The sequence below is a fragment of the Streptomyces capillispiralis genome (assembly GCF_007829875.1).
GTDB lineage: Bacteria > Actinomycetota > Actinomycetes > Streptomycetales > Streptomycetaceae > Streptomyces > Streptomyces capillispiralis.
Genome location: NZ_VIWV01000001.1, coordinates 7,516,694 through 7,538,056, shown reverse-complemented (window position 1 = coordinate 7,538,056; position 21,363 = coordinate 7,516,694). Strand labels below are relative to the sequence as shown.

Below are 21,363 nucleotides of genomic sequence, written 5' to 3'. Positions count from 1 at the left end.
GACGCGGCCCCCGGTGTGAAGAGGGGCGCCGGGGGTTACCCGGGTCCTCGCCCCGACTCCGAGCGAGGGGAGTGCGTGGATGTCCACCCCCGGCCCGCACCCCCGCCCGTTCCCCGGCCCGCCGGGGCCGCGGATCGGCGTCCTCGGTTCCTACGGCGGGTTCAACATCGGGGACGAGGCCATCCTCGACTGCGTGCTGGGGTGTCTGCGGGCGCACCGCCCGGACGCCCGGCTCGTCGTCTTCAGCCGGGAGCCCGGACACACCCGGGTCCACCACCGCGACGCCGGCGAGGTGGTGGGCTGGGAGGGCGTCGCCCAGGGCCCGGTCCTGGAGGTGCTGTCCGGCCTCGACCTGCTGGTCCTGGGCGGCGGCGGCATCCTCTACGACGGTGAGGCGCGCCGCTACCTCCGGCTGGTCCGTGCGGCGCAGCACCGCGGGGTGGCCACGTTCGCGTACGCGGTCGGCGCGGGCCCGCTGCGGGAGCCCGACGACCGCGAGGCGGTGCGCACGGTGCTGCCGGGGATGGACGACGTGGTGGTGCGCGACGAGGAGTCGCGGCTGGTGCTGGAGGAGGTGGGCGTCGAGCGCGAGGTCAGGGTCACCGCCGACCCGGCGCTGCGGCTGCGCGCCGAGCCCTTCACCGGCCGGATGATGCGGGACGAGGCCGTGCCCACGGACACCCGGCTGGTGGGCATGTCGGTGCGGGAGCCGGGGCGGGCGGCCGAGAAGCTCGACGAGAGCGACTACCACGCGCTGCTCGCCGAGGTGGCGGACTTCCTGGTCCGGCGCCTGGACTCCTATGTGGTGTTCCTGCCGATGGAGCGTCACGACGTGCGGCACGCGCACGCGGTGCTCTCGCACATGACCGCGCCGGACCGGGGGCGGATCCTCAACGGCTCCTACACTCCCGGGCAGGTCCTCGGGTTCATGCGCCATCTGGACCTGGCCGTCGGCATGCGGCTGCACTTCGTGATGTTCGCGGCGCTGTCCGGCCTGCCGGTGCTCCCGCTCCCCTACTCGGGCAAGGTGTTCGACTTCGCCCGGCGCATCGGCGCGCCCGCGCTGGTGGGGGTGGCGCGGGAGCAGACCGGGCTGCTGCTGGCCGAAGTGGACCGGCTCTGGGACGAGTACCCGCAGCGGCGCACGGAACTGCGCGTACGGGTGCGGGAGCTGCGCGAGCTGGCGCTGCAGACCTGTGAGCGCTGCGGCGGTCTGCTCGACCGCATCGGCACCGGCCCCGCGCACACCGGCCTGCCCGGCCCGGACGGCGCCGCCGACGGCACCGGAGGGCCGCTGCGCGCCGTCGGGGAACCGCCGTAGCCGCACGGCCCGAGCGAGCCGACGGGAGAGAGACGATGCCCATCCTGGAAGCGCCCGACCGGTCCCGTACCGTCACGCTGCCGCCGCGGCCCGCACGGCACGCGGGCCGCACCGGCGTGCTGGTGGTGGGGGGCGGCCCCGCCGGGTGCGGCGCCGCGCTCGCCGCCGCCGACGCCGGGGCCGACGTGGTGCTCGTGGAGCGCTACGGGTTCCTCGGCGGCAACGCGACGGTGGCCCTGGTCATGCCGCTGATGTCGTTCCACAACGAGCACCGGCAGGCCGCGTTCGACGGGGCCGGCGACGGCACCCGGCTGCTGCCCACCGACCACGGCGAGGGCGAGCCCGTGGTCGCCGGGGTGCTGTGGCGGCTGCTGGACCGGCTCACCGAGCACGGCGGCTGCGTCCCGCCGTCCCTGGAGACCGGCTACACCGTGCCGTTCGACCCGGAGGTCTTCAAACTGGTCCTGCTGGACCTGCTCGACGAGGCCGGGGTGCGGATGCTGTTCCACTCCTTCGCCTCCGCCTGTCTGCCGGCCGACGACGGCTGGCGGGTGGTGTTCGAGACGAAGTCGGGGCCGGTGGTGATCGACGCGGGCGTGGTGGTGGACGCCACCGGCGACGGCGACGTCGCGGCCGCCTGCGGGGCGCCGTACGAGATCGGGCGGCCGGAGGACGGGCTGGTGCAGCCGATGACGCTCATGTTCCGGGTCGCCGACTTCCTCCGGCCGCGGTTCGCCGCGTACGTCCGCGCCCACCCGGACCAGTGGCGCGGCGTGCACGGTCTGTGGGACCTCGTGGAGCGCGCCACCGCCGACGGTGAGCTGCGGCTCCCGCGCGAGGACGTGCTGTTCTTCGGCACCCCGCACCCGGGCGAGGTCAGCGTCAACAGCACCCGGGTCACCCGGGCGCTCGGCACCGACGTGTGGGACCTGAGCCGTGCCGAGTACACCGCCCGCCGCCAGCTCCAGCAGATCGACCGCTTCCTGCGCCACCACGTGCCGGGCTTCGAGGACTCCTACGTGGTGCAGAGCGGCACCCACATCGGAGTCCGCGAGACACGCCGCGTCCTGGGCGAGTACCAGCTGACCGGGCACGACATCCTGGCCGCCCGCTCCTTCCCGGACGCCGTCGCGCACGGCGCCTACCCGGTCGACATCCACAACCCCAGGGGCACGGGCACCGTCCTCAAGCGCGTGCCCCGCGGGCGGTTCTACGACATCCCGCTGCGCTGTCTGCTCCCCCGGGAGACGGAGCGGATGCTGGTGGCCGGGCGCTGCATCTCGGGCACGCACGTGGCGCACTCCTCGTACCGGGTGATGCCGATCGCGATGGCCACGGGCCAGGCGGCGGGTGTCTGCGCGGCGCTGGCGGTGCGTCTCGGGCGCCTCCCGCGGGAGCTGCCGTACGGGCTCGTGCAGCAGGAGCTGCTGCGGCAGGGCGCCCGCGTGCGGACGGGCGCTGCCGGCTGAGCGGTCAGTCGTCCGGTGCCGGGGACCGCACCCGGAATCCGCCGCGGCCGTCGAACCGCACTTCGCGGACGGCGTCGAACCCGTCGGCCCGCGTGGGGCGGCGCAGCCGCTTGACGGTGGCGTGGATCCCGACGTCGGGGACCCGGTGGCGGCCCGGCCGCAGGGCGTTGCGCGCCAGGGAGCCCGGCAGGTCCGGCGGGAACCAGTAGGCGGTGACGGTCGCTCCGTGGGCGTGCCCGGCGGCGATGAGGGGCCGCCACTCCTCCGGGGAGGGGTTGGTGTTGTCGACGGCCACCGACCTCCCGGAGCGCAGCGCCTCGTCCACCAGCCGCATCTGACGCTCCTGCTTGCGCCGGGCCGACCGGGGCATCAGGTCCTTGCCGACCGGCTCGTAGCGGCCGGACAGGAACTGTGCGTAGAACGTGGACTTGCCGGACGCCTGGAGCCCCACGAGGACGGCCACGTCCGGTGCGTCGTCGGCCGGCGCCGCGGGGCGCCGGTCCGCCGGGCCGGATGTCACGGTGATCGCGTACCCGGCCGGGCCCGGGACAGGCGTGACCGCCGTCGGTCCGGTCCGCGGGTTCGCGGGTTCGCGCGGGCCGCCCCGGGTACCCGGGGGTCCCCCAGGGGGTCGAGGGAGGAACGCGGGATGTCTCCCAGGTCAGCGGCTTCGACAGCGGGCGCGCGGGGGAACCGTCGCGCCGTGCGGGCGGGCTGACCCCCGGGGAGGCGGGTGGCCGTCATGGTGAGGCTGTTCCTGTGCGGCGACGTGATGCTGGGGCGTGGCGTCGACCAGATCCTTCCGCACCCGAGCGATCCCGCGCTGCGGGAGGGCTGGATCCGGGACGCCCGTGACTACGTGGAGCTGGCGGAGGCGGTGAGCGGCCCGATTCCCCGCCCGGTGCCGTTCTCGTGGCCGTGGGGCGAGGCGCTGCCCGTGTTGGAGGACGCGGCTCCCGATGTGCGGATCATCAATCTGGAGACCTCCGTGACCCGCGGTGACGCGTTCGCGCCGGGGAAGGCCGTGCACTACCGGATGCACCCGGACAACGTGCCCGCCGTGGCGGCCGTCCGGCCCGATGTGTGCGTGCTGGCCAACAACCACGTGCTGGACTTCGGCCGCCCGGGTCTGGAGGAGACGCTGGCGGCGTTGCGGGGCGCGGGCCTGCGGACGGCGGGCGCGGGAGAGAACGCCGACGCGGCGTACGCGCCGGCCGTCGTCCCCGTCGAGGGCGGCCGGGTGCTGGTGTTCGCCCTGGGGGCGCTGTCGAGCGGCATCCCGCCGAGCTGGGCGGCGACGGACGGGCGGTCCGGCGTGGCGTACCTGCCCGAGCCGTCGGCCGCCGCGGCCGCCGCCGTCGTCGGGCGGGTGCGGCGGGCGAAGCGCCCGGGTGACCTCGCGGTGGTCTCCGTGCACTGGGGCCCGAACTGGGGCTACCACGTGCCGCGGAGCGAGGTCCGCTTCGCCCGCGCGCTGGTCGACGGCGGTGTCGACGTCGTCCACGGCCACTCCTCGCACCACCCCCGCCCGGTCGAGGTGTACCGCGGCCGGGTGATCCTGTACGGCTGCGGCGACTTCGTGGACGACTACGAGGGCATCTCCGGCCACGAGGAGTACCGCGACGACCTCCGCCTCGCCCACCTCCTGTCGGTCACCGCGGACGCCGAACGGCCCGCCGGGCTGCGGATGGTGCCGCTGCGGGCGCGGCGGATGCGGCTCGAAGCCGCCGGGGACGACGACCGGGCGTGGCTGCGGGAGACGCTCGCCCGGATCAGCGGCCTGGGCGTCGCCGTGGAACCCGGCGGCACGCTCGCCCTCGCCCCTGCGTCCTGCCCTCCCTCCGGCCCTCCGTGACCGCTTCCGCCGTGCGGGCCGGGGGCACCCGTGCGACGCTGAGGCGGGAGGTCCCCGTATGACGGACGACATCGCGCGCGCGGCCGGGCACACCGATCCCCCGCCCCGCGTGGGCTTCTTCACGGACACCTCGGTGTGCATCGGCTGCAAGGCCTGCGAGGTGGCGTGCAAGGAGTGGAACGCCGTCCCCGAGGACGGCCTCGAACTGACCGGCATGTCGTACGACAACACCCAGGGCCTCGGCGCCAGTACCTGGCGGCACGTCGCCTTCGTCGAGCAACGCGGGCCGCGGGGCGGCGCGGTGCCCGGGGCCGGCGACGTGGACGTCTTCGACGCGGCCCGCGCCCTCGACACCCCGGCCGGGAACGGCGAACTGCGCTGGCTGATGTCCTCCGACGTGTGCAAGCACTGCACCCGGGCCGGCTGCCTCGACGTGTGCCCGACCGGCTCGCTGTTCCGCACCGAGTTCGGCACGGTGGTGGTGCAGGAGGACATCTGCAACGGGTGCGGCTACTGCGTGACCGCCTGCCCCTACGGCGTCATCGACCAGCGGCCCGGCGACGGACGCGCCTGGAAGTGCACCCTGTGCTACGACCGGCTCGGCGTCGGCATGGAACCGGCCTGCGCGAAGGCCTGCCCGACCGATTCCATCCAGTTCGGCCCCCTGGACGAGCTGCGCGACCGTGCCGCCGACCGGGTGGCGCGGCTGCACGCGGCCGGCGTCGGCGAGGCCCGGCTGTACGGCGAGGACCCCGAGGACGGGGTCGGCGGCGACGGCGCGTTCTTCCTGCTGCTGGACGAGCCGGAGGTGTACGGGCTGCCGCCCGATCCGGTCGTCCCCACCCGGGACCTGCCCGCCATGTGGCGGCACGCGGCGGCGGCCGCCGCCTCACTCGCCGCGCTGGCCGCCGTCAGTTTCGCCGGGAGGCCCCGATGAGCGGGGCACCCCGCGACGCGGTGGCGGGCGCCGGGCGGCGCCGCCGCCGCGGGGGACGCGGCGAGCGGGCCATGGTCCCCGACGCCGAGTTCGCCTCCTACTACGGCCGGCCGATCCTCAAGAGGCCCCGCTGGAAGGCCCTGGACATCGCGGGCTACCTCGCCCTCGGCGGGCTCGCCGGGGCGTCGTCGCTGCTGGCCGCCGGGGCGCACGCCACCGCCCGGCCCGCGCTGGCCCGCACGGCGAAACTGGGGGCGGCGGGGGCGGTCTCCCTGTCGCTGGCGGCGCTCGTGCACGACCTGGGCCGCCCCTCCCGCTTCCTCAACATGCTCCGCGTCGTCAAGCCGACGTCCCCGATGAGCCTCGGGTCGTGGCTGCTGGCGGGCTACGCGCCGCTCACGATGGCCGCGGCCGCCACCGACGTCACGGGCCGGCACCGGGCCCTGGGTGCCGCCGCGACGGCGTCCGCCGCCGCGCTCGGTCCGGCGGTGGCGACGTACACCGCCGTGCTCATCGCCGACACCGCCGTGCCGACGTGGCACGGGGGTCACCGCGAACTCCCCTTCGTCTTCGCCGGCTCCGGCGCCAGCGCCGCCGGCGGTCTGGCGCTGGCCGCGGCGCCGGCCGGCCAGACCGGTCCGGCACGCCGGATGGCCGTACTGGGCGCGGCCCTCGAACTGGGCGCCTTCCACCTGATGAGGCGGCGCCTGGGACTGGCGGCGGAACCGTACGGGCGGGGACGGCCGCGCGCGCTGCTGCGCGCCGCCGAGGTGCTCACGGCCGGCGGCGCCGCACTCGCGGCCTCCACGGGCCGCCGCGGCCGGGCGCCCGCCGCCCTGGCCGGTACGGCCCTGGTGGCCGGCTCAGCGGCCCTGCGGCTGGCCGTGTTCCACGCCGGTGTCGCCTCGGCCGAGGACCCCAAATACACGGTCGTGCCGCAGCGCGAGCGGCTGGCGGCGCGGGCACGGGACGGGGACGGGGACGGCGGATCGTGACGGGTGATCAGGAAGGCGCCGTGGGCGGCGGGGTACTCCGCCACGGCGGCCGGTGTTCGGGGAAAGGGCAGACGTCATGGGCGTACGCACATGGATCGACTCCTGGCCGGTCTACCGTCAGCTCACGGGCACCGACCCGCTGGGCCGCGGCGCCGCCGCCAGGAGCGGGGCGAGCGCACGCCTGACGCCCCGGATCGCCACGGCGGACCGGGTGGTGAAGTCGGTCTGCCCGTACTGCGCCGTCGGCTGCGGTCAGAACGTCTACGTCGAGGACGGCCGCGTCACCCAGATCGAGGGCGACCCCGACTCCCCCGTCTCCCGCGGCCGGCTGTGCCCCAAGGGCTCCGCCAGCCTGCAACTGACCACCGGCGGCGCGCGCGAACACCACGTGCTGTACCGCCGCCCGTACGGCACCGCCTGGCAGCGCCTGGACCTCGACACGGCGATGGACATGATCGCCGACCGGGTGATCGAGGCCCGCCGGGCGGGCTGGCAGTGGGAGGTCGAGCAGACCCGCACCCGGCGCACCCTCGGCATCGCGAGCCTGGGCGGGGCGACGCTCGACAACGAGGAGAACTACCTGATCAAGAAGCTCTTCACCGCGCTCGGAGCCGTGCAGATCGAGAACCAGGCGCGTATTTGACACTCCTCCACCGTTCCCGGTCTGGGAACCTCGTTCGGCCGCGGCGGCGCGACCACCTTCCAGCAGGACCTGCAGAACTCCGACTGCGTCGTCATCCAGGGCTCGAACATGGCCGAGTGCCATCCGGTCGGGTTCCAGTGGGTGATGGAGGCCAAGGCCCGGGGCGCGAAGGTGGTGCACGTCGACCCCCGGTTCACCCGGACCAGCGCGCTGGCGGACGTGCACGTACCGCTGCGGGCCGGCTCGGACATCGCCTTCCTCGGCGGGATCATCAACCACGTCCTGCGCACGGAGTCGTACTTCCGGGAGTACGTGGTGGCGTACACCAACGGGCCGGTGCTGCTGCGGGACGACTTCCGCGACACCGAGGATCTCGACGGGGTCTTCTCCGGGTTCGACGCCGACGGCCGCGGCTACGATCCGGGCACCTGGCAGTACCGGGGCACCGAGGTGCGGGCCGCCTCCGGCCAACGCGACCCGCGCCACGAGGAGCGGGCCGTCGCGGAGGCCGCGCGCGGTGAGTCCCACGGCGCCGGCGGCCCCACGACCCCGGCGGGCGAGCCGGAACGCGACGAGACGATGACCCACCCCCGCTGCGTCCTGCAAGTCCTCAAGCGGCACTACGCCCGCTACACGCCCGAGATGGTCGAACGGATCTGCGGTGTCCCCCAGGACCTGTTCCGCACGGTGTGCGACCTGGTCACCGAGAACTCCGGACGGGACCGCACCACGGCCTTCGCCTACGCGGTCGGCTGGACCCAGCACACCGTGGGCGTGCAGTACATCCGGGCGGCCTCCGTGCTGCAGAGCCTGCTCGGCAACATCGGCCGGCCCGGCGGCGGCATCCTCGCGCTGCGCGGGCACGCCTCCATCCAGGGCTCGACGGACATCCCCACCCTGTTCAACCTGCTGCCCGGGTACATCCCGATGCCCCACGCCCACCACCGGCAGGACCTGGACTCCTTCGTCCGGGCGGACGCGGCGCGCAAGGGCTACTGGGGCAACATGCGCGCCTACCTGGTGAGTCTGCTCAAGGCGTACTGGGGTGACGCGGCGACCGAGGAGAACGACTTCTGCTTCGACTACCTGCCGCGGCTGACCGGCTCGCACTCCACGTACGAGACGGTCATGGCCCAGCTGGAGGGCACCTGCAAGGGCTACTTCCTCATGGGCGAGAACCCCGCGGTCGGCTCCGCCAACGCCAAGCTGCAACGCCTGGGCATGGCCCATCTCGACTGGCTGGTCGTCCGGGACTTCTCCCTGATCGAGTCGGCCACCTGGTGGCAGGACGGGCCGGAGATCGAGACGGGCGAGCTGCGCACCGAGGACATCGGCACGGAGGTGTTCTTCCTGCCGGCCGCCGCGCACACCGAGAAGGACGGCAGCTTCACCAACACCCAGCGGCTGTTGCAGTGGCACCACCGGGCCGTCGAGCCTCCCGGCGAGGCGCGCAGCGACCTGTGGTTCACCTTCCACCTCGGGCGGCTCATCCGGCGCAGGCTCGCCGGGTCCACCGACCCGATGGACCGGCCGCTGCTCGACCTGACCTGGGACTACCCCACGGTGGGCGCGCTCGCCGAACCGGACGCCGAGGCGGTCCTCGCCGAGATCAACGGCCGTGACGCCGAGGGCGCCCCGCTCACCGGCTCCGAGCAGCTGAAGGACGACGGCTCCACCGCGTGCGGCTGCTGGATCTACTGCGGTGTCCGCGCCGACGGCGTCAACCAGGCCGACCGCCGCACGCCGGGCGGGCAGCAGGACTGGGTCGCCGCCGAGTGGGGCTGGGCCTGGCCCGCCAACCGACGGGTGCTCTACAACCGGGCCTCGGCCGACCCGGACGGCAGGCCGTGGAGCGCGCGCAAGGCGCTGGTGTGGTGGGACGCGGAGCGGGGCGAGTGGACCGGCCACGACGTGCCCGACTTCCAGAAGGACAAGGCCCCGGACCACCGGCCGCCCCCGGGCGCGACCGGGCCGCAGGCACTGTCGGGCACCGACCCGTTCATCATGCAGGAGGACGGCAAGGCCTGGCTGTACGTGCCGTCCGGCCTCACCGACGGGCCGCTGCCGGCGCACTACGAGCCGCAGGACTCGCCCTTCCCCAACCTGCTGTACGGCAGGCAGCGCAACCCGGTACGGCATCTGCCGCCGCCGCACCCGGACAACCGCTACCAGCCGAGCGGAGGCGAGCCGGGCACCGAGGTGTTCCCCTACGTGGCCACGACCTACCGGCTCACCGAGCACCACACGGCGGGCGGCATGTCCCGCTGGCAGCCCTACCTGGCGGAGTTGCAGCCGGAGTTCTTCTGCGAGGTGTCACCGGGGCTCGCCGCCGAGCGGGGGCTGGAGCACACCGGCTGGGCGACGATCGTCAGCGCCCGCGCCGTCATCGAGGCCCGGGTGCTCGTCACGGACCGCGTGCCACCGCTGACCGTGCACGGCCGCACCCTGCACCAGGTGGGGCTCCCCTACCACTGGGGCCCGAACGGCTACAGCACGGGGGACGCGGCCAACGAGCTGCTGCACCTGTCGCTCGACCCCAACACGCACATCCAGGAGGCGAAGGCGTTCGCCGTGGACATCCGGCCGGGCCGCCGTCCGAGGGGCCCGGCCGCGCCGGAGCTGGTGCGCGCCTACCGGCGGCGGGCGGGCATCGACGAGCACACCGGCACCGAGCCGTGAGCGGCGACGGGCGGCCGGTTCACTTCAGGACGACGGAGTGGGCGCCCTTCGGCACCAGTTCCCCGACGACCGGGGCGCCCGGCACCTCGCCCGCCACCAGCAGCCCGCCCGAGGTCTGGGCATCGGCCAGGAGCAGACGGGTGCCGGCGTCCGCCGACCCGAAGTCGGTGAACGGCGCCACCCATTCCAGGTTCCGCCGGGTGCCGCCGCTGACGTAGCCGTCCCGCACCGCCTGCCGGGCCCCGTCCAGGTAGGGCACGGCCGCGGTGTCGACGACCGCGGTGACGCCCGAGGCGCGGGCGAGCTTGTGCAGATGGCCGAGCAGGCCGAAGCCGGTGACGTCGGTGGCGCAGACCGCCCCGGCGGCCAGGGCCGCGGCCGAGGCGTCCCGGTTGAGCGTCACCATCGTGGCCACCGCCTGCTCGAAGCGTTCGCCGGTGGCCTTGTGACGGTTGTTCAGCACGCCCAGCCCGAGGGGCTTGGTCAGCGACAGCGGCAGGCCCGGGCGGCCGGTGTCGTTGCGCAGCAGCCGGTCCGGATCCGCGAGGCCGGTGACGGCCATGCCGTACTTGGGTTCGGGGTCGTCCACGCTGTGCCCGCCGCCGACGTGGCAGCCCGCCTCGGTGGCGATGTCCAGTCCGCCGCGCAGCACTTCGCGCGCCAGCTCGAAGGGCAGGACGTCACGCGGCCAGGCCAGGAGGTTGACGGCGACGACCGGCCGCCCGCCCATGGCGTACACGTCGGACAGGGCGTTGGCGGCGGCGACGCGCCCCCAGTCGTAGGGGTCGTCGACGACGGGTGTGAAGAAGTCGGCGGTGGCGACCACGGCCCGGGCTGCGGCGCCCGCCGGCAGGGTGACCACGGCCGCGTCGTCCCCGGTGGCCGTGCCGACCAGCAGCGGGGTGTCGCCGGGGGCCGGCCGGGCAGGGGTGAGTCCGGCCAGTACGTCCTCCAGTTCTCCGGGCGGGATCTTGCAGGCGCAGCCGCCGCCGTGCGCGAACCGGGTGAGGCGGACGGGCGGGTCGGTCGAAACGTGCACGGATGGCTCCTGGGGGTGGGTCGGGTCGCGGGTTTCCCGGCGGGGCAGCCGGTAGCCTGGCCGGGCGGTGGAGGCGTGTGGGTGCCTGGTGGCCCTCCCGGTCTTCAAAACCGAGGTGCCCGGGGATCTCGGGCAGGCGGGTTCGATTCCCGTCCGCCTCCGCTCTCCGCCTCGCCCGGGCAGCGCCGGTGGAGGTCGTCCACCCGCTCGGTGAGGCCCCGCTCGTCCAGGAACTCCAGCAGCGGTACGGCCACCCGGCGCGTGGTGTCCAGGGCCCGACGGGCCTCGCTCGTGGTGAACGGCTGGGGCAGTGCGCGCAGGACGGCGGCGGCGCGGGCGTCCGCTCCGGGCAGCAGGACGAGGCCGTCGGCGATCCGCAGCAGCGCGCCCGCCGTGACGGCGGCGGCCAGTTCGCGCCGGTCGAGGCCCAGTTCGGTGAGGCGGCCCGCCTCCGGGGCGCGGAAGGGCGAGCACCGGAGCTCTTCCCGCAGGGTGTCGACGGCGGCCCGGACCGGCGGCGGAAGGACGGGGCCCGCCGGGCCGGGGCCGTGCAGCCGTCCCCGGCCGCGGCGCAGCGGCACCGTGCCCGGGGCGTCGGCGAGGGCGTCGACCAGGGCCCGGTCGGGCAGTCCGAGCAGCCGCCGGGCCGCCTCGGCCGGCAGTCCGGGGTCCAGCGGGTTCCGGGCCGCGTGCCGTTCCACCTCGGCGCCCAGGCGGTGCCGCAGCGCCGCCCAGTGCGCGGGGTCGGCCAGCCAGTCCCCGGCGACGGGCGGCGCGGGGGCGGGGGCTCCCATGGCCTCCAGGTCGCGGCGGCGCACGAGCCGGCGCCGTCGCAGTTCCGCCGCGCCGTCCGGGCGGCCGGTCAGGCCGGCCAGTTCGGCCGCCCTGGCCCGGGCCGCTCCGCGCCGGGTGAGTTCCGGCGGCCGGACGTCCAGGACGGTGACCCCGCAGGGCGGGCGCCGGCGCCCGCCCGGTTCCCTGAGTACCGCCCGGTCGCCGATCCGCAGGGGGAGCGCGCGGGCCGCCGTCAGTCGGGCGGTGTCCTCGCCGAGCGGCCGGACGGTCACCGGCACGGCGGCGGTGCCGATGTGCAGGACGGCCTCGCGGGGCAGGCCGTCGACGGGCGTCCCGGCGACACGGACGTCGAGGGTGCCGGTGAGCAGCCAGCGCTCCGGTGTCCACAGCGCCTGTCCGCGGCCGAGCACGGCGTCGGGCGCGCCGTGGACGTTGACCGCCACGCGCGACACGCCGGCGACGGCGGGCCGGTCCTCCCCCAGGCACTGCAGTCCCCGCACCCGCACCCCGGTCGTGCCGTCGCCCGTCGCCAGCCGGTCGCCGACGCGCAGGGTGCCCGCGCCGAGGGTGCCGGTGACGACCGTGCCGTGGCCGCGCACGGTGAACGCCCGGTCGAGCCACAGCCGTACGTCGGCGTCGGCGGGCGGGACGGGCAGGGCGCGGACCAGGCCGGCCAGGGCGCCGCGCAGCTCCTCCAGTCCGGCGCCCGTCACGGCGCTCACGGCGACGGACGGGACGGTGCCGAGACGGGTGGCGGCCAGGCGGGCGGCGGCGTCGGCGCACACGGGCCCGGGGTCGGCGAGGTCGCTGCGGGTCACGGCGAGCACGGCGTGGCGCACGCCGAGGGCGTGCAGGATCTCCAGGTGTTCCTGCGACTGTTCCTGCCAGCCCTGGTCGGCGGCCACCACGAACAGCACGGCCGGTACGGGTCCCACGCCGGCCAGCATGGTGGCGACGAACCGCTCGTGGCCCGGCACGTCGACCAGGGCCAGGTGTTCGCCGTCCGGCGGGCCGAGCCGGGTCCACACGAAGCCGAGGTCCAGGGTCAGGCCGCGGCGCCGTTCCTCCTCGAACCGGTCGGGTTCCATTCCGGTCAGTGCCCGGGCCAGGGCGGACTTCCCGTGGTCGACGTGCCCGGCGGTGGCCAGCACCCGCATGGCGGCCTACCTCTCCCCGGCCGACCGGACCGCCCCGGCCGACCGGACCGCCCCGGCGAGCCGCTCGTCGTCGGCCGCCGGCACCGCCCGCAGGTCGAGCAGGCAGCGCCCGGCCTCCAGGCGTCCCACCACGGGGACCGACCCGGTGCGCAGGGCGGCGGCGTACCGCTCGGGCAGGGACAGCGCGGCACCGGCGAGCGTCACTCCGGGGGCTCCCCCGCCGCCCACCGTCGCCGAACTGGCCACGGCGCGTACGTCGATGCCGTCGGCCGCCAGCCGGGCGGCGAGGCGTTCGGCGCGGTGCCTCAGGTGGGCCGGGTCGGCGTCGAGTGCTTCACCGGTCGGGGTCGCGGGGCCGGTCAGGGTGGCCTCCAGGGCGGCCAGGGTCAGCTTGTCCACGCGCAGGGCGCGGGCGAGCGGGTGCCGGGACAGGGTGCCGATCAGGTCCTCGCGTCCCAGGAGCAGTCCGCACTGCGGTCCGCCGAGGAGTTTGTCGCCGCTCGCCGTGACGAGTGCCGCGCCCGCCGTGAGCTGCGTGCGGGCGTCGGGTTCGTCGGGCAGCAGCGGGTGCGGGGCGAGCAGCCCGGACCCGATGTCGACGACGACGGGGACGCCCAGTGCCGTGAGGTCGCCGACGCCGGGGGCGTGGGTGAACCCGGTGATCCGGAAGTTGGAGGGGTGCACCTTCAGCACGAAGGCCGTCGCCGGTCCGATGGCGTCGGCGTAGTCGGCGGCCGTGGTGCGGTTGGTGGTGCCCACTTCGCGCAGCCGGGCGCCGGTGGAGACCAGCAGGTCGGGCAGGCGGAAGCCGTCGCCGATCTCGACCAGTTCGCCCCGGCCGATCACGATCTCCCGGCCGGCGGCGAGGGCGGTGGCGGCCAGGACCAGCGCCGCCGCGCCGTTGTTGACGAGGTGCGCGGCAGCGGCGGCGGGCACCGCGGCGCGCAGGGCGGCCAGGGCGGTGCGGCCCCGGCGCGCCCGGACGCCGGTGCGCAGGTCCAGTTCGACGTCGGTGGGGCCCGCCGCGTCCTGCACGGCCCGGCGGGCCGCCGCCGAGAGCGGGGCCCGGCCGAGGTTGGTGTGCAGGACCACGCCGGTGGCGTTGATCACCGGCCGCAGCCCGCTCGCCGACGGGGGCAGCAGGGCCACGGCGGTGTCGGCCACGGCGTCCGGCGGTACGGCACCCTCCCGCGCCCGCTGCTGTGCCCGGTGGACGGCCGACTTGACCGGCCCCGGTCCGAGCCGGTGCGCCGCGTTCAGCAGCCGGGGGTCGCGCAGGACGGCGTCGGTGCGCGGGATCCGCCGCCGCGGGTCCGCGCCGGCTCCGTGCGGCGCGCCGTCGACGCCCGGTCCAGGTGCGGCCCACTGTTCCACCCGACTCCTCCGTTCAGGCCCGGTCGCCGGCCGGCCGGGCCTTCATCGTCCACCAGCGGCCCCGGCGGCGAACACGACACGCCGGGCCATCGGGACGTACCCGACCGGAGGGCGGCGGCCTCACCCGCCGGCGCTGTCGCCGGCTCCCGCGCCGGGGCGGCCGGCACGGTGCCGGGTGCCGGGCAGCATCTCCTGCACCTTGGCCTTGAGGCCCTGTTTGACCACGGAGGCGCGGTCGCTGTCGCCCCGGAGCACGGCGGAGGCGGCGGCTTCGATCTGGTCCAGTTCTGCGTGCGGGGGGATCGGCGGCACGGCCGGGTCGGTGCGGAAGTCGATGACGAAGGGCCGGTCGGCCGCCAGTGCCCGGTCCCAGGCCGCCTCGACGTGCTCCGGCTTCTCCACGCGCACCCCCTCCAGTCCGATCCGCTGGGCGATCTCGGCGTACGGCAGGTCGGGGAGGTGCTGCGACTCCTCGAACTGCGGCGCCCCCGACATGGCGCGCATCTCCCAGGTGACCTGGTTGAGGTCGTGGTTGTTGAGGACGGCCACGACCAGGCGCGGATCGGCCCAGTCCGGCCAGTACTTGGCGGCCGTGACCATCTCCATCATGCCGTTCATCTGCATGGCGCCGTCGCCGACGAGGGCGATCGCGGGACGGTCGGGGTGCGCGAACTTCGCGCCGATGGCGTACGGCACACCGGGTCCCATGGTGGCGAGGGTGCCCGACAGGGAGCCGCGCATCCGGCCGCGCAGGCGCAGGTGACGGGCGTACCAGTTGGCGGCGGAGCCGGAGTCGGCCGTGACGATCGCGTCGTCGGGGAGCCGGCCGTCGAGGGCGTGCACCACGTACTCCGGGTTGACGGGATCGGCGTCCACGGCGGCGCGCCGCCGCATGACCTCCCACCAGCGGGCGACGTCCTTCTCGATCTTCTCGCGCCAGGCCCGCTTCTTCTTGCGCCGCAGGTGCGGCAGGAGCCGGCGCAGCGTCTCGGCCGCGTCGCCGACGAGGTTCACCTCGAAGGGGTAGCGCAGGCCGATCATGTGCGGGTCGATGTCGATCTGCACGCCGCGCGCCTGGTCCAGTTCCGGCATGAACTGGGTGTAGGGGAAGCTGGAGCCGATCATCAGCAGGGTGTCGCAGTCCCGCATCAGCTCGTAGGAGGGCCGGGTGCCGAGCAGTCCGATGGCTCCGGTGACGTAGGGCAGGTCGTCGGGGAGGACGTCCTTGCCGAGCAGTGCCTTGGCGACGCCCGCGCCGAGGACGTCCGCCAGCTCCTCCACTTCGGGGCGGGCGCCGCGGGCGCCCTGTCCGATGAGGACGGCGACCTTGTCACCGGCGTTGAGCACCTCGGCCGCCCGTGCGATGTCGGCGTCGGCGGGGACCGGGGCGTAGCGTCCGAGTCCCATGCTGGACGGCACCATCTTGAAGGCGTGCGTGGGCGGGCTGTAGTCGAGTTCCTGCACGTCGGCGGGGAGGATGACGGCGGTGACCGTGCGCCGTGCGTAGGCGGTGCGGATGGCGCGGTCGATGAGGTTCGGGAGCTGCTCGGGCACCATGGCCGTCTCGCAGAAGTCGGAGGCGACGTCCTTGTAGAGGTTCTGGAGGTCGACTTCCTGCTGGTACGAGCCGCCCATCGCGCTGCGGTTGGTCTGCCCGACCAGCGCGACGACGGGCACGTGGTCGAGCTTGGCGTCGTACAGGCCGTTGAGCAGGTGGATCGCGCCGGGCCCCGAGGTGGCCGCGCAGACGCCGACCTTCCCGGAGAACTTCGCGTAGCCGACGGCCTGGAACGCGGACATCTCCTCGTGCCGGGACTGGACGAACCGCGGGTGGTCGTCGGCCCGTCCCCAGGCGGCCAGCAGTCCGTTGATGCCGTCGCCCGCGTAGGCGAAGACGTGGTCCACCTCCCACTCGCGCAAGCGCTGAAGGACGTAATCGGAAACCTTCATGCCGGCCATCGACCTTCCGTTCCGCTGACACGCGTCCGTCGGTCGGCCGCGCATCACGCTGCCAGGGGAGGTGACGGGTTCCGTGCGGCGCCCGGCACAAACGCGGGGCGTCGCGTGCGGATCGCCGGTGGTACCACCGCGGGCGTGCCTCAGTCGCACCAGCTGGTCGGGGCGCTGTAGTGGCGCAGGCGTTCCAGGCGCCGCCAGGTGGCCCGTGAGGTCCGGCGGGGCGGTCCGGCCGGTCCGCCGCCGGCCGCTTCGTCGGCGCGGCGCCGCAGGTAGGCCAGGGCGACGACGAGGGCGGCGATGTCCACGCCGCTCGGACGGCCGCGCTCCACGCGGAAGCGGTGGACGGACGTTTCCGGCACGGACACGGGCGTCTCCCGTCGTCGGGGCGGATGGGGGTCGGACGGCCGACGCACCGGACCCTAGGCCCGGCCCGCGGTCCCGGGCAGCGGTCGTCCGCGGAACTGGGGGCGATGCTGGGGCGGGTACCGGGGCGGCCGTCTCCGCCGATGGGCCAGGCTGTTCGTCCGGATGACCTTGCGCCGGCTGCCGGACCCTGGAGTGCCCGTGAGTGACCCGACCCGAGGCGAGGCCGCGCACCCGCGGCGGTACCTCGTCCATCTCGCCGGCTGCCTGCTGTTCTCGGGCGGGGCGGCCTGCTTCATCGACGCGGACCTGGGGACCGATCCCCTCGACGTCTTCGCGCTGGGTGTGCTCGAGCACGCTCCGCTGACGATCGGCGTCGTCCAGGCGCTGGTGGCCGTGGTGTGCCTCGCCGTCTGGGCGTCGTGGAACCGGCGCCGGCCACCGCTCTCGCCGTTCGTCACCTTCTTCCTCTGCGGCAGTCTGATCGACCTCCTGCTGGCGGTCGGGGCCGCCGGGCACCTGCCGGTCCCGCCCGGTGTCCTGATGCTCGTCGGCGTCGCGCTGTGCACCCACGGATCCGCGCTGATCATCATGAGCGGGGTGGGGATCCGGGCGATGGACCTGGTGGCCATCTCCATGACGCACCGCTGGCGCTGGCCGTTCTGGGCCGCCAAGGGAAGTCTCGAACTCGTCCTGCTGGCGTGCGGTCACGTCCTGGGCGGGCCGGTGGGCGCCGGCACCGTCTGCTTCCTGGTGTGCGTCGACACGCTGATCCAGCCCTGCATACGGCTGCACACCCGTCTGTTCTCCCTGCCCGACCACGGCCTGGACCGGCCGGCGCCGGCACCCGCCCGCGGTTCCCGCCCCGCCCGAGCGAAAGGCTGACGACCATGCTCCTGCCCGACCTGTACATCGCGGGACTCGGTGCCCGCATCCCCGAGCGCGTCACCACGAAGGAGGCGGTCGCCGCCGGGTGGTACGACGCGGCGGAGGCGGAGGCCCTCGGTTGGGAGTCGGTGGCCGTCGCGGGTGACGTACCCGCCCCGGACCTGGCCGTCGAGGCGGCACACCGCGCCCTGGAGGGGTCGGACCACACCCGCGACGACATCGACCTGCTGATGCACGTCTCCTGCAACCACCAGGGCCCCGACCTGTGGTCGCCGCAGCACTACATCCTGCGGCACACCGTGGGCGGGAACATCCCCGCCCTGGAGATCCGCCAGGGCTGCAACGGCTTCCTCGCCGCGATGGAACTCGCGGGCGCCTACCTCGCCGCGGCGGCGGACCGTACGGCCGTGCTGATCACGTCGGCCGACAACTGGGGGGCTCCGCTGGTCGACCGGTGGCGGGCCACCCCGGGCGGGCTCTTCGGTGACGCGGCCACGGCCTGTGTGCTGTCCCGGCGCGGCGGCTTCGCGCGTCTCGTCAACGTCCGCGCGGTGTCCCTGCCGGAACTGGAGGAACTCAACCGGGGCGGTGAGCCGCTCTTCCCGCCGGGCTGCACCACGGGCGTCCGGGTGGACCTGCGCGGGCGCGCGGCCACGTACAAGGGCGGGCAGGACCTGGTGGACGCCGGGCGCCTGATGGGCGAGACGCAGCGCGCCCTGATCCGTCGGACGCTGGACGAGGCGGGACTCGGCCCGGACGACATCACCCGGGTCGCCCATCAGTTCGTGGGCGACCTCGGTGTGCTGCACCGGCTGCTGGAGCCGTTCGGTGAGAACGCCGGTGTGTCCAAGGGCGTGTGGGACTTCGGGCGTTCGGTGGGGCACACGGGCGCCAGTGACCAGACGAGCGCGCTGCACCATCTCGTGGCGAGCGGTCGGCTGCGGCGCGGGGACCGCGTGATGCTGCTGGGCGCCGGGGCGGGCATCTCCTTCTCCTGCGCCGTGGTGGAGATGCTGGACGTCCCCGCGTGGGCGGCGACGACGGACGCGACCGCGTGACCGTCGCCACCGGTGACGCGCACGCCGGCTCCGGCGGCCCCGCCCGGCCGGCGGACCGGTGGGTGCTGCGCATGCGGCATGCCTCCGGGCCGCCCGACCCGCTGCTGCGGCTGGTGTGCGTCCCCTACGCGGGAGGCGGCGCCGCCGTCTACCACGGCTGGGCGGAGCGTCTGCCGGGGGCGGTCGAGCCCTGGGCGGTCCGCATGCCCGGCCGGGACGCCCGACTGCACGAACCGCCGCGCACCGACCTGGTGGCTACGGCGGGTGAACTGGCCGACGCCCTGGCCCCGTCGCTGACGGAGCCCTACGCCTTCTTCGGCCACAGCCTCGGCGCCTTCCTGGCGTTCGAGACCGTGCGCGCGCTGCGGCGGCGGGGCGTGCGGGAACCGGTCCTGCTGGCCGTCTCGGCGCGCAACCCGCCGCAGCAGCGCACCTACACGGGTTCCGTCCACCGCCTCCCGGACGACGAGTACCTCGACGTGCTGGACCGGCGCTACGGCGCGATTCCCCCGCTGCTGCGGGAGGACGCGCAGATGCGCGCCCTGTACCTGCCGATCCTGCGCGCGGACACCACCATGCTGGAGACGTACCGCTATGTGCCGGGGCCTCCTCTCGGCTGTCCCGTCCTCGCCTACGGCGGTGCCGAGGACCCCGAGACGACGGCGGCGACGCTGGGCGCCTGGGCGGAGGTGACGGGCGCCGGATGCACCACGGCCGTCCTGCCGGGCGGCCACTTCTTCCTGGCACCCTCGCGGGAGCCGCTGCTCGCGCATCTGACGGACGAACTGCTGCGGGCCCTCGTGCCGTGAGCCCCCGGCCGGTTCAGCGCCGCCGTGCCGTGATGAGGACGTAGCCGAGGCCGGGTGTGCGGAACACGTCGGTTCCCTGGGCGAGCAGGGCCTCCACCGCCTCCCCGCCCGCGCTGCCCTCCCATGCGGCCCGGTGTTCGAGCATCAGCGAACGCAGCCGGTGCCGTACCGGTTCGGGGACGCGGACGTGCGGGGTGACGTCGGTGAGGTCCAGTACCTCGAAACCCCCGTCGGTGAGCAGCGGTTCGTAGGCGTCCAGCGGTACGGCCGTGACCAGCGGGTGCGGTGCGGACCAGTCGCGGCCCGGCTCGTGGAACATGTCGGCGACGGCCAGCCGGGCCCCCGGCCGCAGGACGCGTGCCGCCTCGCGGACGGCCCGCGCCTTGTCCGGCATGTGGATGAGCGACTCCAGGAACCAGCCGGCGTCGAACGAGCCGTCGGGGTAGGGCAGGTGCTGGGCGTCGGCCAGCTCGAAGTGGACCCGGTCGGCGAGGCGCAGGAAGCGGGCCCGGCCGCTGGCGTGTTCGATCTGGCGGCGGCTGACGGAGACGCCGAGGACCTCCACCACGTGGCCGGCCGCGAGGTGGAACGCGGGCCGGCCGGTGCCGCATCCGATGTCCAGGACCCGCTGGCCGGTCCGCGGCGCGAGGCGTTCCACCATGAGCGCGGTCAGGTGTTCGGTGGCGGCCTGGAACGAGGAGTGGTCCTCGGCGTCCGTCCAGTAGCCGAGGTGCAGATTGCCGTCGTGGTCCTGGTCGTGCAACGCACCGAGGGAGTCGTAGAGTTCCGCGACGGCGTCGGTGTTGGACCGGTGCGGTGAGGTCATCCGGTGCCTCTTGCCCCATGTGTCGTGGTGCGGCGCCGCGGGGCGGGCGGCTCTCCGGCGGCGCCGCACGGTGCGGTCAGGTGGTGTAGTACCAGCTCATCGGCTCCGCCCCGGCGGGCGTCGAAGCGGGTGCGGGTGCGGGCGCGGGTGCGGGGTTGGGGCGGGGCGCCGCGCAGCGGCGACGCAGGGCGTCGAGCGCGGGCAGCGCGCGGGTCACGGTGTCGAAGGGCAGACCGAAGTCGACGAGGCAGGCGACCTCGTCCACCCCCACCGCGCGCAGTCGCTCCACCGTGGCGGCGCACTTGTCCTCGGTGCCCAGCAGGGAGCGGCGGTCGTAGTAGTCGTCGGCCATCAGCGTGGCGAGCCGGTCCTGCTCCGCGGCGTCGGTGCCGCGGGAGTGGCCGCTGACCTTGTCGTCGTTGCGCTTCTGGGTCATGAAGGAGGCGAGGTAGCGCTTCACCGGCTCGCGCACCAGTTCCCGGACCCGCTGCTCGTCGTCGCCGATGTAGGTGTGCATGCCCACGGTGACCGTGCCGGCCGCCGGATCGTGGCCGGCCCGCTCGCGGGCGGCCCGGTAGCGGCCGACGTCCTCCTCCAGCTTCTCCCAACTGGTCAGCAGGGTGAGGACGTTGAGTCCGCGTTCGGCCGCGTCCACCCAGGTCCGCGGGTTGGAGGTGTGCACCAGCCACATCGGCAGTTCCGGCCGGCAGGGGCGGGGATAGGTGCGGACGTCCAGGTCCTGTCCGTCCGGGCCGGGGAAGGTGCGGGTCTCCCCGCGCCAGAGCGCGGCCACCGTCTCCACGTTGTCCAGGGTGTACTGCCGGCGCTGCTCGTAGTGGCCGGGGTAGAAGACGAAGTCGCCCCGGTGCCAGCCGGTGGCCAGGCACACCCCGACCCGGCCCCGGGAGAGCTGGTCCACGAGGGACCACTCCTCCACCATGCGCACGGGGTGGTGGTGCGGCAGCACCACGCTGCCGGCGCGGAGTTGCAGGTTCTCCGTGGCCACGGCGAGCGCCGCGGACAGCACGGCCGGGCTGGGGAAGCTGCCGCCGAACTCCTGGAAGTGGCGTTCCGGGGTCCAGATCGCGGTGAAGCCGTGGCGGTCGATGAAGCGGGCGACGTCCAGGATGAAGCGGTAGCGGGCGCCGAAGTCGTTGCGGTCGTTCGCGGAGAAGAAGTAGACGCTGAAGTCCATC

16 protein-coding genes, 1 tRNA gene and 1 pseudogene are annotated in these 21,363 nt (G+C 74.9%); 10 read left to right on the top strand and 8 right to left on the bottom strand.

The genetic code is table 11. From position 1 onward, the window contains the following. The first annotated feature begins 79 nt into the window (after window positions 1-79). Both FHX78_RS32880 and FHX78_RS32875 read left to right on the top strand, forming a co-directional pair. Entirely contained in the window at window positions 80-1,321 is a 1,242-nt protein-coding gene (locus FHX78_RS32880; protein WP_145870981.1) for a polysaccharide pyruvyl transferase family protein, read from the top strand. A 35-nt stretch (window positions 1,322-1,356) separates the two neighbouring features. Beyond that, entirely contained in the window at window positions 1,357-2,790 is a 1,434-nt protein-coding gene (locus FHX78_RS32875) for an FAD-dependent oxidoreductase (RefSeq protein WP_145870980.1), read from the top strand. Window positions 2,791-2,794: 4 nt separating this feature from the next. Here FHX78_RS32875 and FHX78_RS32870 read toward each other — a convergent pair whose 3' ends face one another. Next, complete coding sequence (locus FHX78_RS32870; RefSeq protein WP_229924033.1) at window positions 2,795-3,310, bottom strand: AAA family ATPase; 516 nt, start codon at window positions 3,308-3,310, stop codon at window positions 2,795-2,797. Window positions 3,311-3,532: 222 nt separating this feature from the next. Between FHX78_RS32870 and FHX78_RS32865 the strand changes: the two genes are divergently transcribed. The 4 genes from FHX78_RS32865 (at window position 3,533) to fdh (ending at window position 9,899) form a co-directional block, all read left to right on the top strand. After that, window positions 3,533-4,645 (top strand): CapA family protein, encoded by a 1,113-nt coding sequence (locus tag FHX78_RS32865; RefSeq protein ID WP_145870979.1) that lies wholly within the window; start codon window positions 3,533-3,535, stop codon window positions 4,643-4,645. 58 nt (window positions 4,646-4,703) lie between these two features. After that, the gene (locus FHX78_RS32860; protein WP_145870978.1) at window positions 4,704-5,582 is read left to right on the top strand and encodes a 4Fe-4S dicluster domain-containing protein; all 879 of its coding nucleotides are present in this window, start codon (window positions 4,704-4,706) and stop codon (window positions 5,580-5,582) included. A gap of 71 nt (window positions 5,583-5,653) precedes the next feature. After that, window positions 5,654-6,577 (top strand): NrfD/PsrC family molybdoenzyme membrane anchor subunit, encoded by a 924-nt coding sequence (gene nrfD / locus FHX78_RS32855; protein WP_145872269.1) that lies wholly within the window; start codon window positions 5,654-5,656, stop codon window positions 6,575-6,577. Between the two features lie 76 nt (window positions 6,578-6,653). Next, window positions 6,654-9,899: a formate dehydrogenase gene (gene fdh / locus FHX78_RS32845; protein WP_208766197.1), complete on the top strand. Its 3,246-nt coding sequence runs from the start codon at window positions 6,654-6,656 to the stop codon at window positions 9,897-9,899. A 19-nt stretch (window positions 9,900-9,918) separates the two neighbouring features. Here the strand turns inward: fdh and selD are convergent, their stop codons facing one another. Beyond that, window positions 9,919-10,938, bottom strand: a complete 1,020-nt coding sequence (selD, locus tag FHX78_RS32840; RefSeq protein WP_145870975.1) for a selenide, water dikinase SelD — start codon at window positions 10,936-10,938, stop codon at window positions 9,919-9,921. A 69-nt stretch (window positions 10,939-11,007) separates the two neighbouring features. Between selD and FHX78_RS36950 the strand changes: the two genes are divergently transcribed. Further along, window positions 11,008-11,100, top strand: a tRNA-Sec gene (locus FHX78_RS36950). Window positions 11,101-11,135: 35 nt separating this feature from the next. Here the strand turns inward: FHX78_RS36950 and FHX78_RS32835 are convergent. The 4 genes and pseudogenes from FHX78_RS32835 to FHX78_RS32820 form a co-directional block, all read right to left on the bottom strand. Beyond that, window positions 11,136-12,890, bottom strand: a pseudogene (locus FHX78_RS32835) (SelB domain-containing protein); the annotation flags it as partial. Between the two features lie 6 nt (window positions 12,891-12,896). Further along, entirely contained in the window at window positions 12,897-14,264 is a 1,368-nt protein-coding gene (gene selA / locus FHX78_RS32830) for an L-seryl-tRNA(Sec) selenium transferase (protein WP_145870973.1), read from the bottom strand. A 120-nt stretch (window positions 14,265-14,384) separates the two neighbouring features. Beyond that, window positions 14,385-16,223 carry a thiamine pyrophosphate-requiring protein gene (locus FHX78_RS32825; protein ID WP_145870972.1) on the bottom strand — a complete coding sequence of 613 codons (1,839 nt, stop codon included), beginning with the start codon at window positions 16,221-16,223 and terminating at the stop codon, window positions 14,385-14,387. A gap of 140 nt (window positions 16,224-16,363) precedes the next feature. Continuing rightward, window positions 16,364-16,588, bottom strand: coding sequence for an acyl-CoA carboxylase subunit epsilon (locus tag FHX78_RS32820; RefSeq protein WP_145870971.1), 225 nt, complete (start codon window positions 16,586-16,588; stop codon window positions 16,364-16,366). A 199-nt stretch (window positions 16,589-16,787) separates the two neighbouring features. Between FHX78_RS32820 and FHX78_RS32815 the strand changes: the two genes are divergently transcribed. The 3 genes from FHX78_RS32815 to FHX78_RS32805 are packed head-to-tail and all read left to right on the top strand — an operon-like array spanning window position 16,788 to window position 19,341. Beyond that, complete coding sequence (locus tag FHX78_RS32815; protein ID WP_208766196.1) at window positions 16,788-17,471, top strand: YczE/YyaS/YitT family protein; 684 nt, start codon at window positions 16,788-16,790, stop codon at window positions 17,469-17,471. 5 nt (window positions 17,472-17,476) lie between these two features. Further along, on the top strand, window positions 17,477-18,532 hold the full coding sequence (locus tag FHX78_RS32810) for a ketoacyl-ACP synthase III family protein (protein ID WP_145870969.1): 1,056 nt from the start codon (window positions 17,477-17,479) through the stop codon (window positions 18,530-18,532). After that, window positions 18,529-19,341: a thioesterase II family protein gene (locus tag FHX78_RS32805; RefSeq protein ID WP_145870968.1), complete on the top strand. Its 813-nt coding sequence runs from the start codon at window positions 18,529-18,531 to the stop codon at window positions 19,339-19,341. The genes FHX78_RS32810 and FHX78_RS32805 overlap by 4 nt, the downstream gene beginning before the upstream one ends. A 13-nt stretch (window positions 19,342-19,354) precedes the next feature. Here FHX78_RS32805 and FHX78_RS32800 read toward each other — a convergent pair whose 3' ends face one another. Both FHX78_RS32800 and FHX78_RS32795 read right to left on the bottom strand, forming a co-directional pair. Beyond that, on the bottom strand, window positions 19,355-20,167 hold the full coding sequence (locus tag FHX78_RS32800; protein ID WP_145870967.1) for a class I SAM-dependent methyltransferase: 813 nt from the start codon (window positions 20,165-20,167) through the stop codon (window positions 19,355-19,357). 76 nt (window positions 20,168-20,243) lie between these two features. Continuing rightward, window positions 20,244-21,362, bottom strand: a complete 1,119-nt coding sequence (locus FHX78_RS32795) for a MupA/Atu3671 family FMN-dependent luciferase-like monooxygenase (protein ID WP_145870966.1) — start codon at window positions 21,360-21,362, stop codon at window positions 20,244-20,246. Between the last annotated feature and the right edge of the window lies 1 nt (window position 21,363).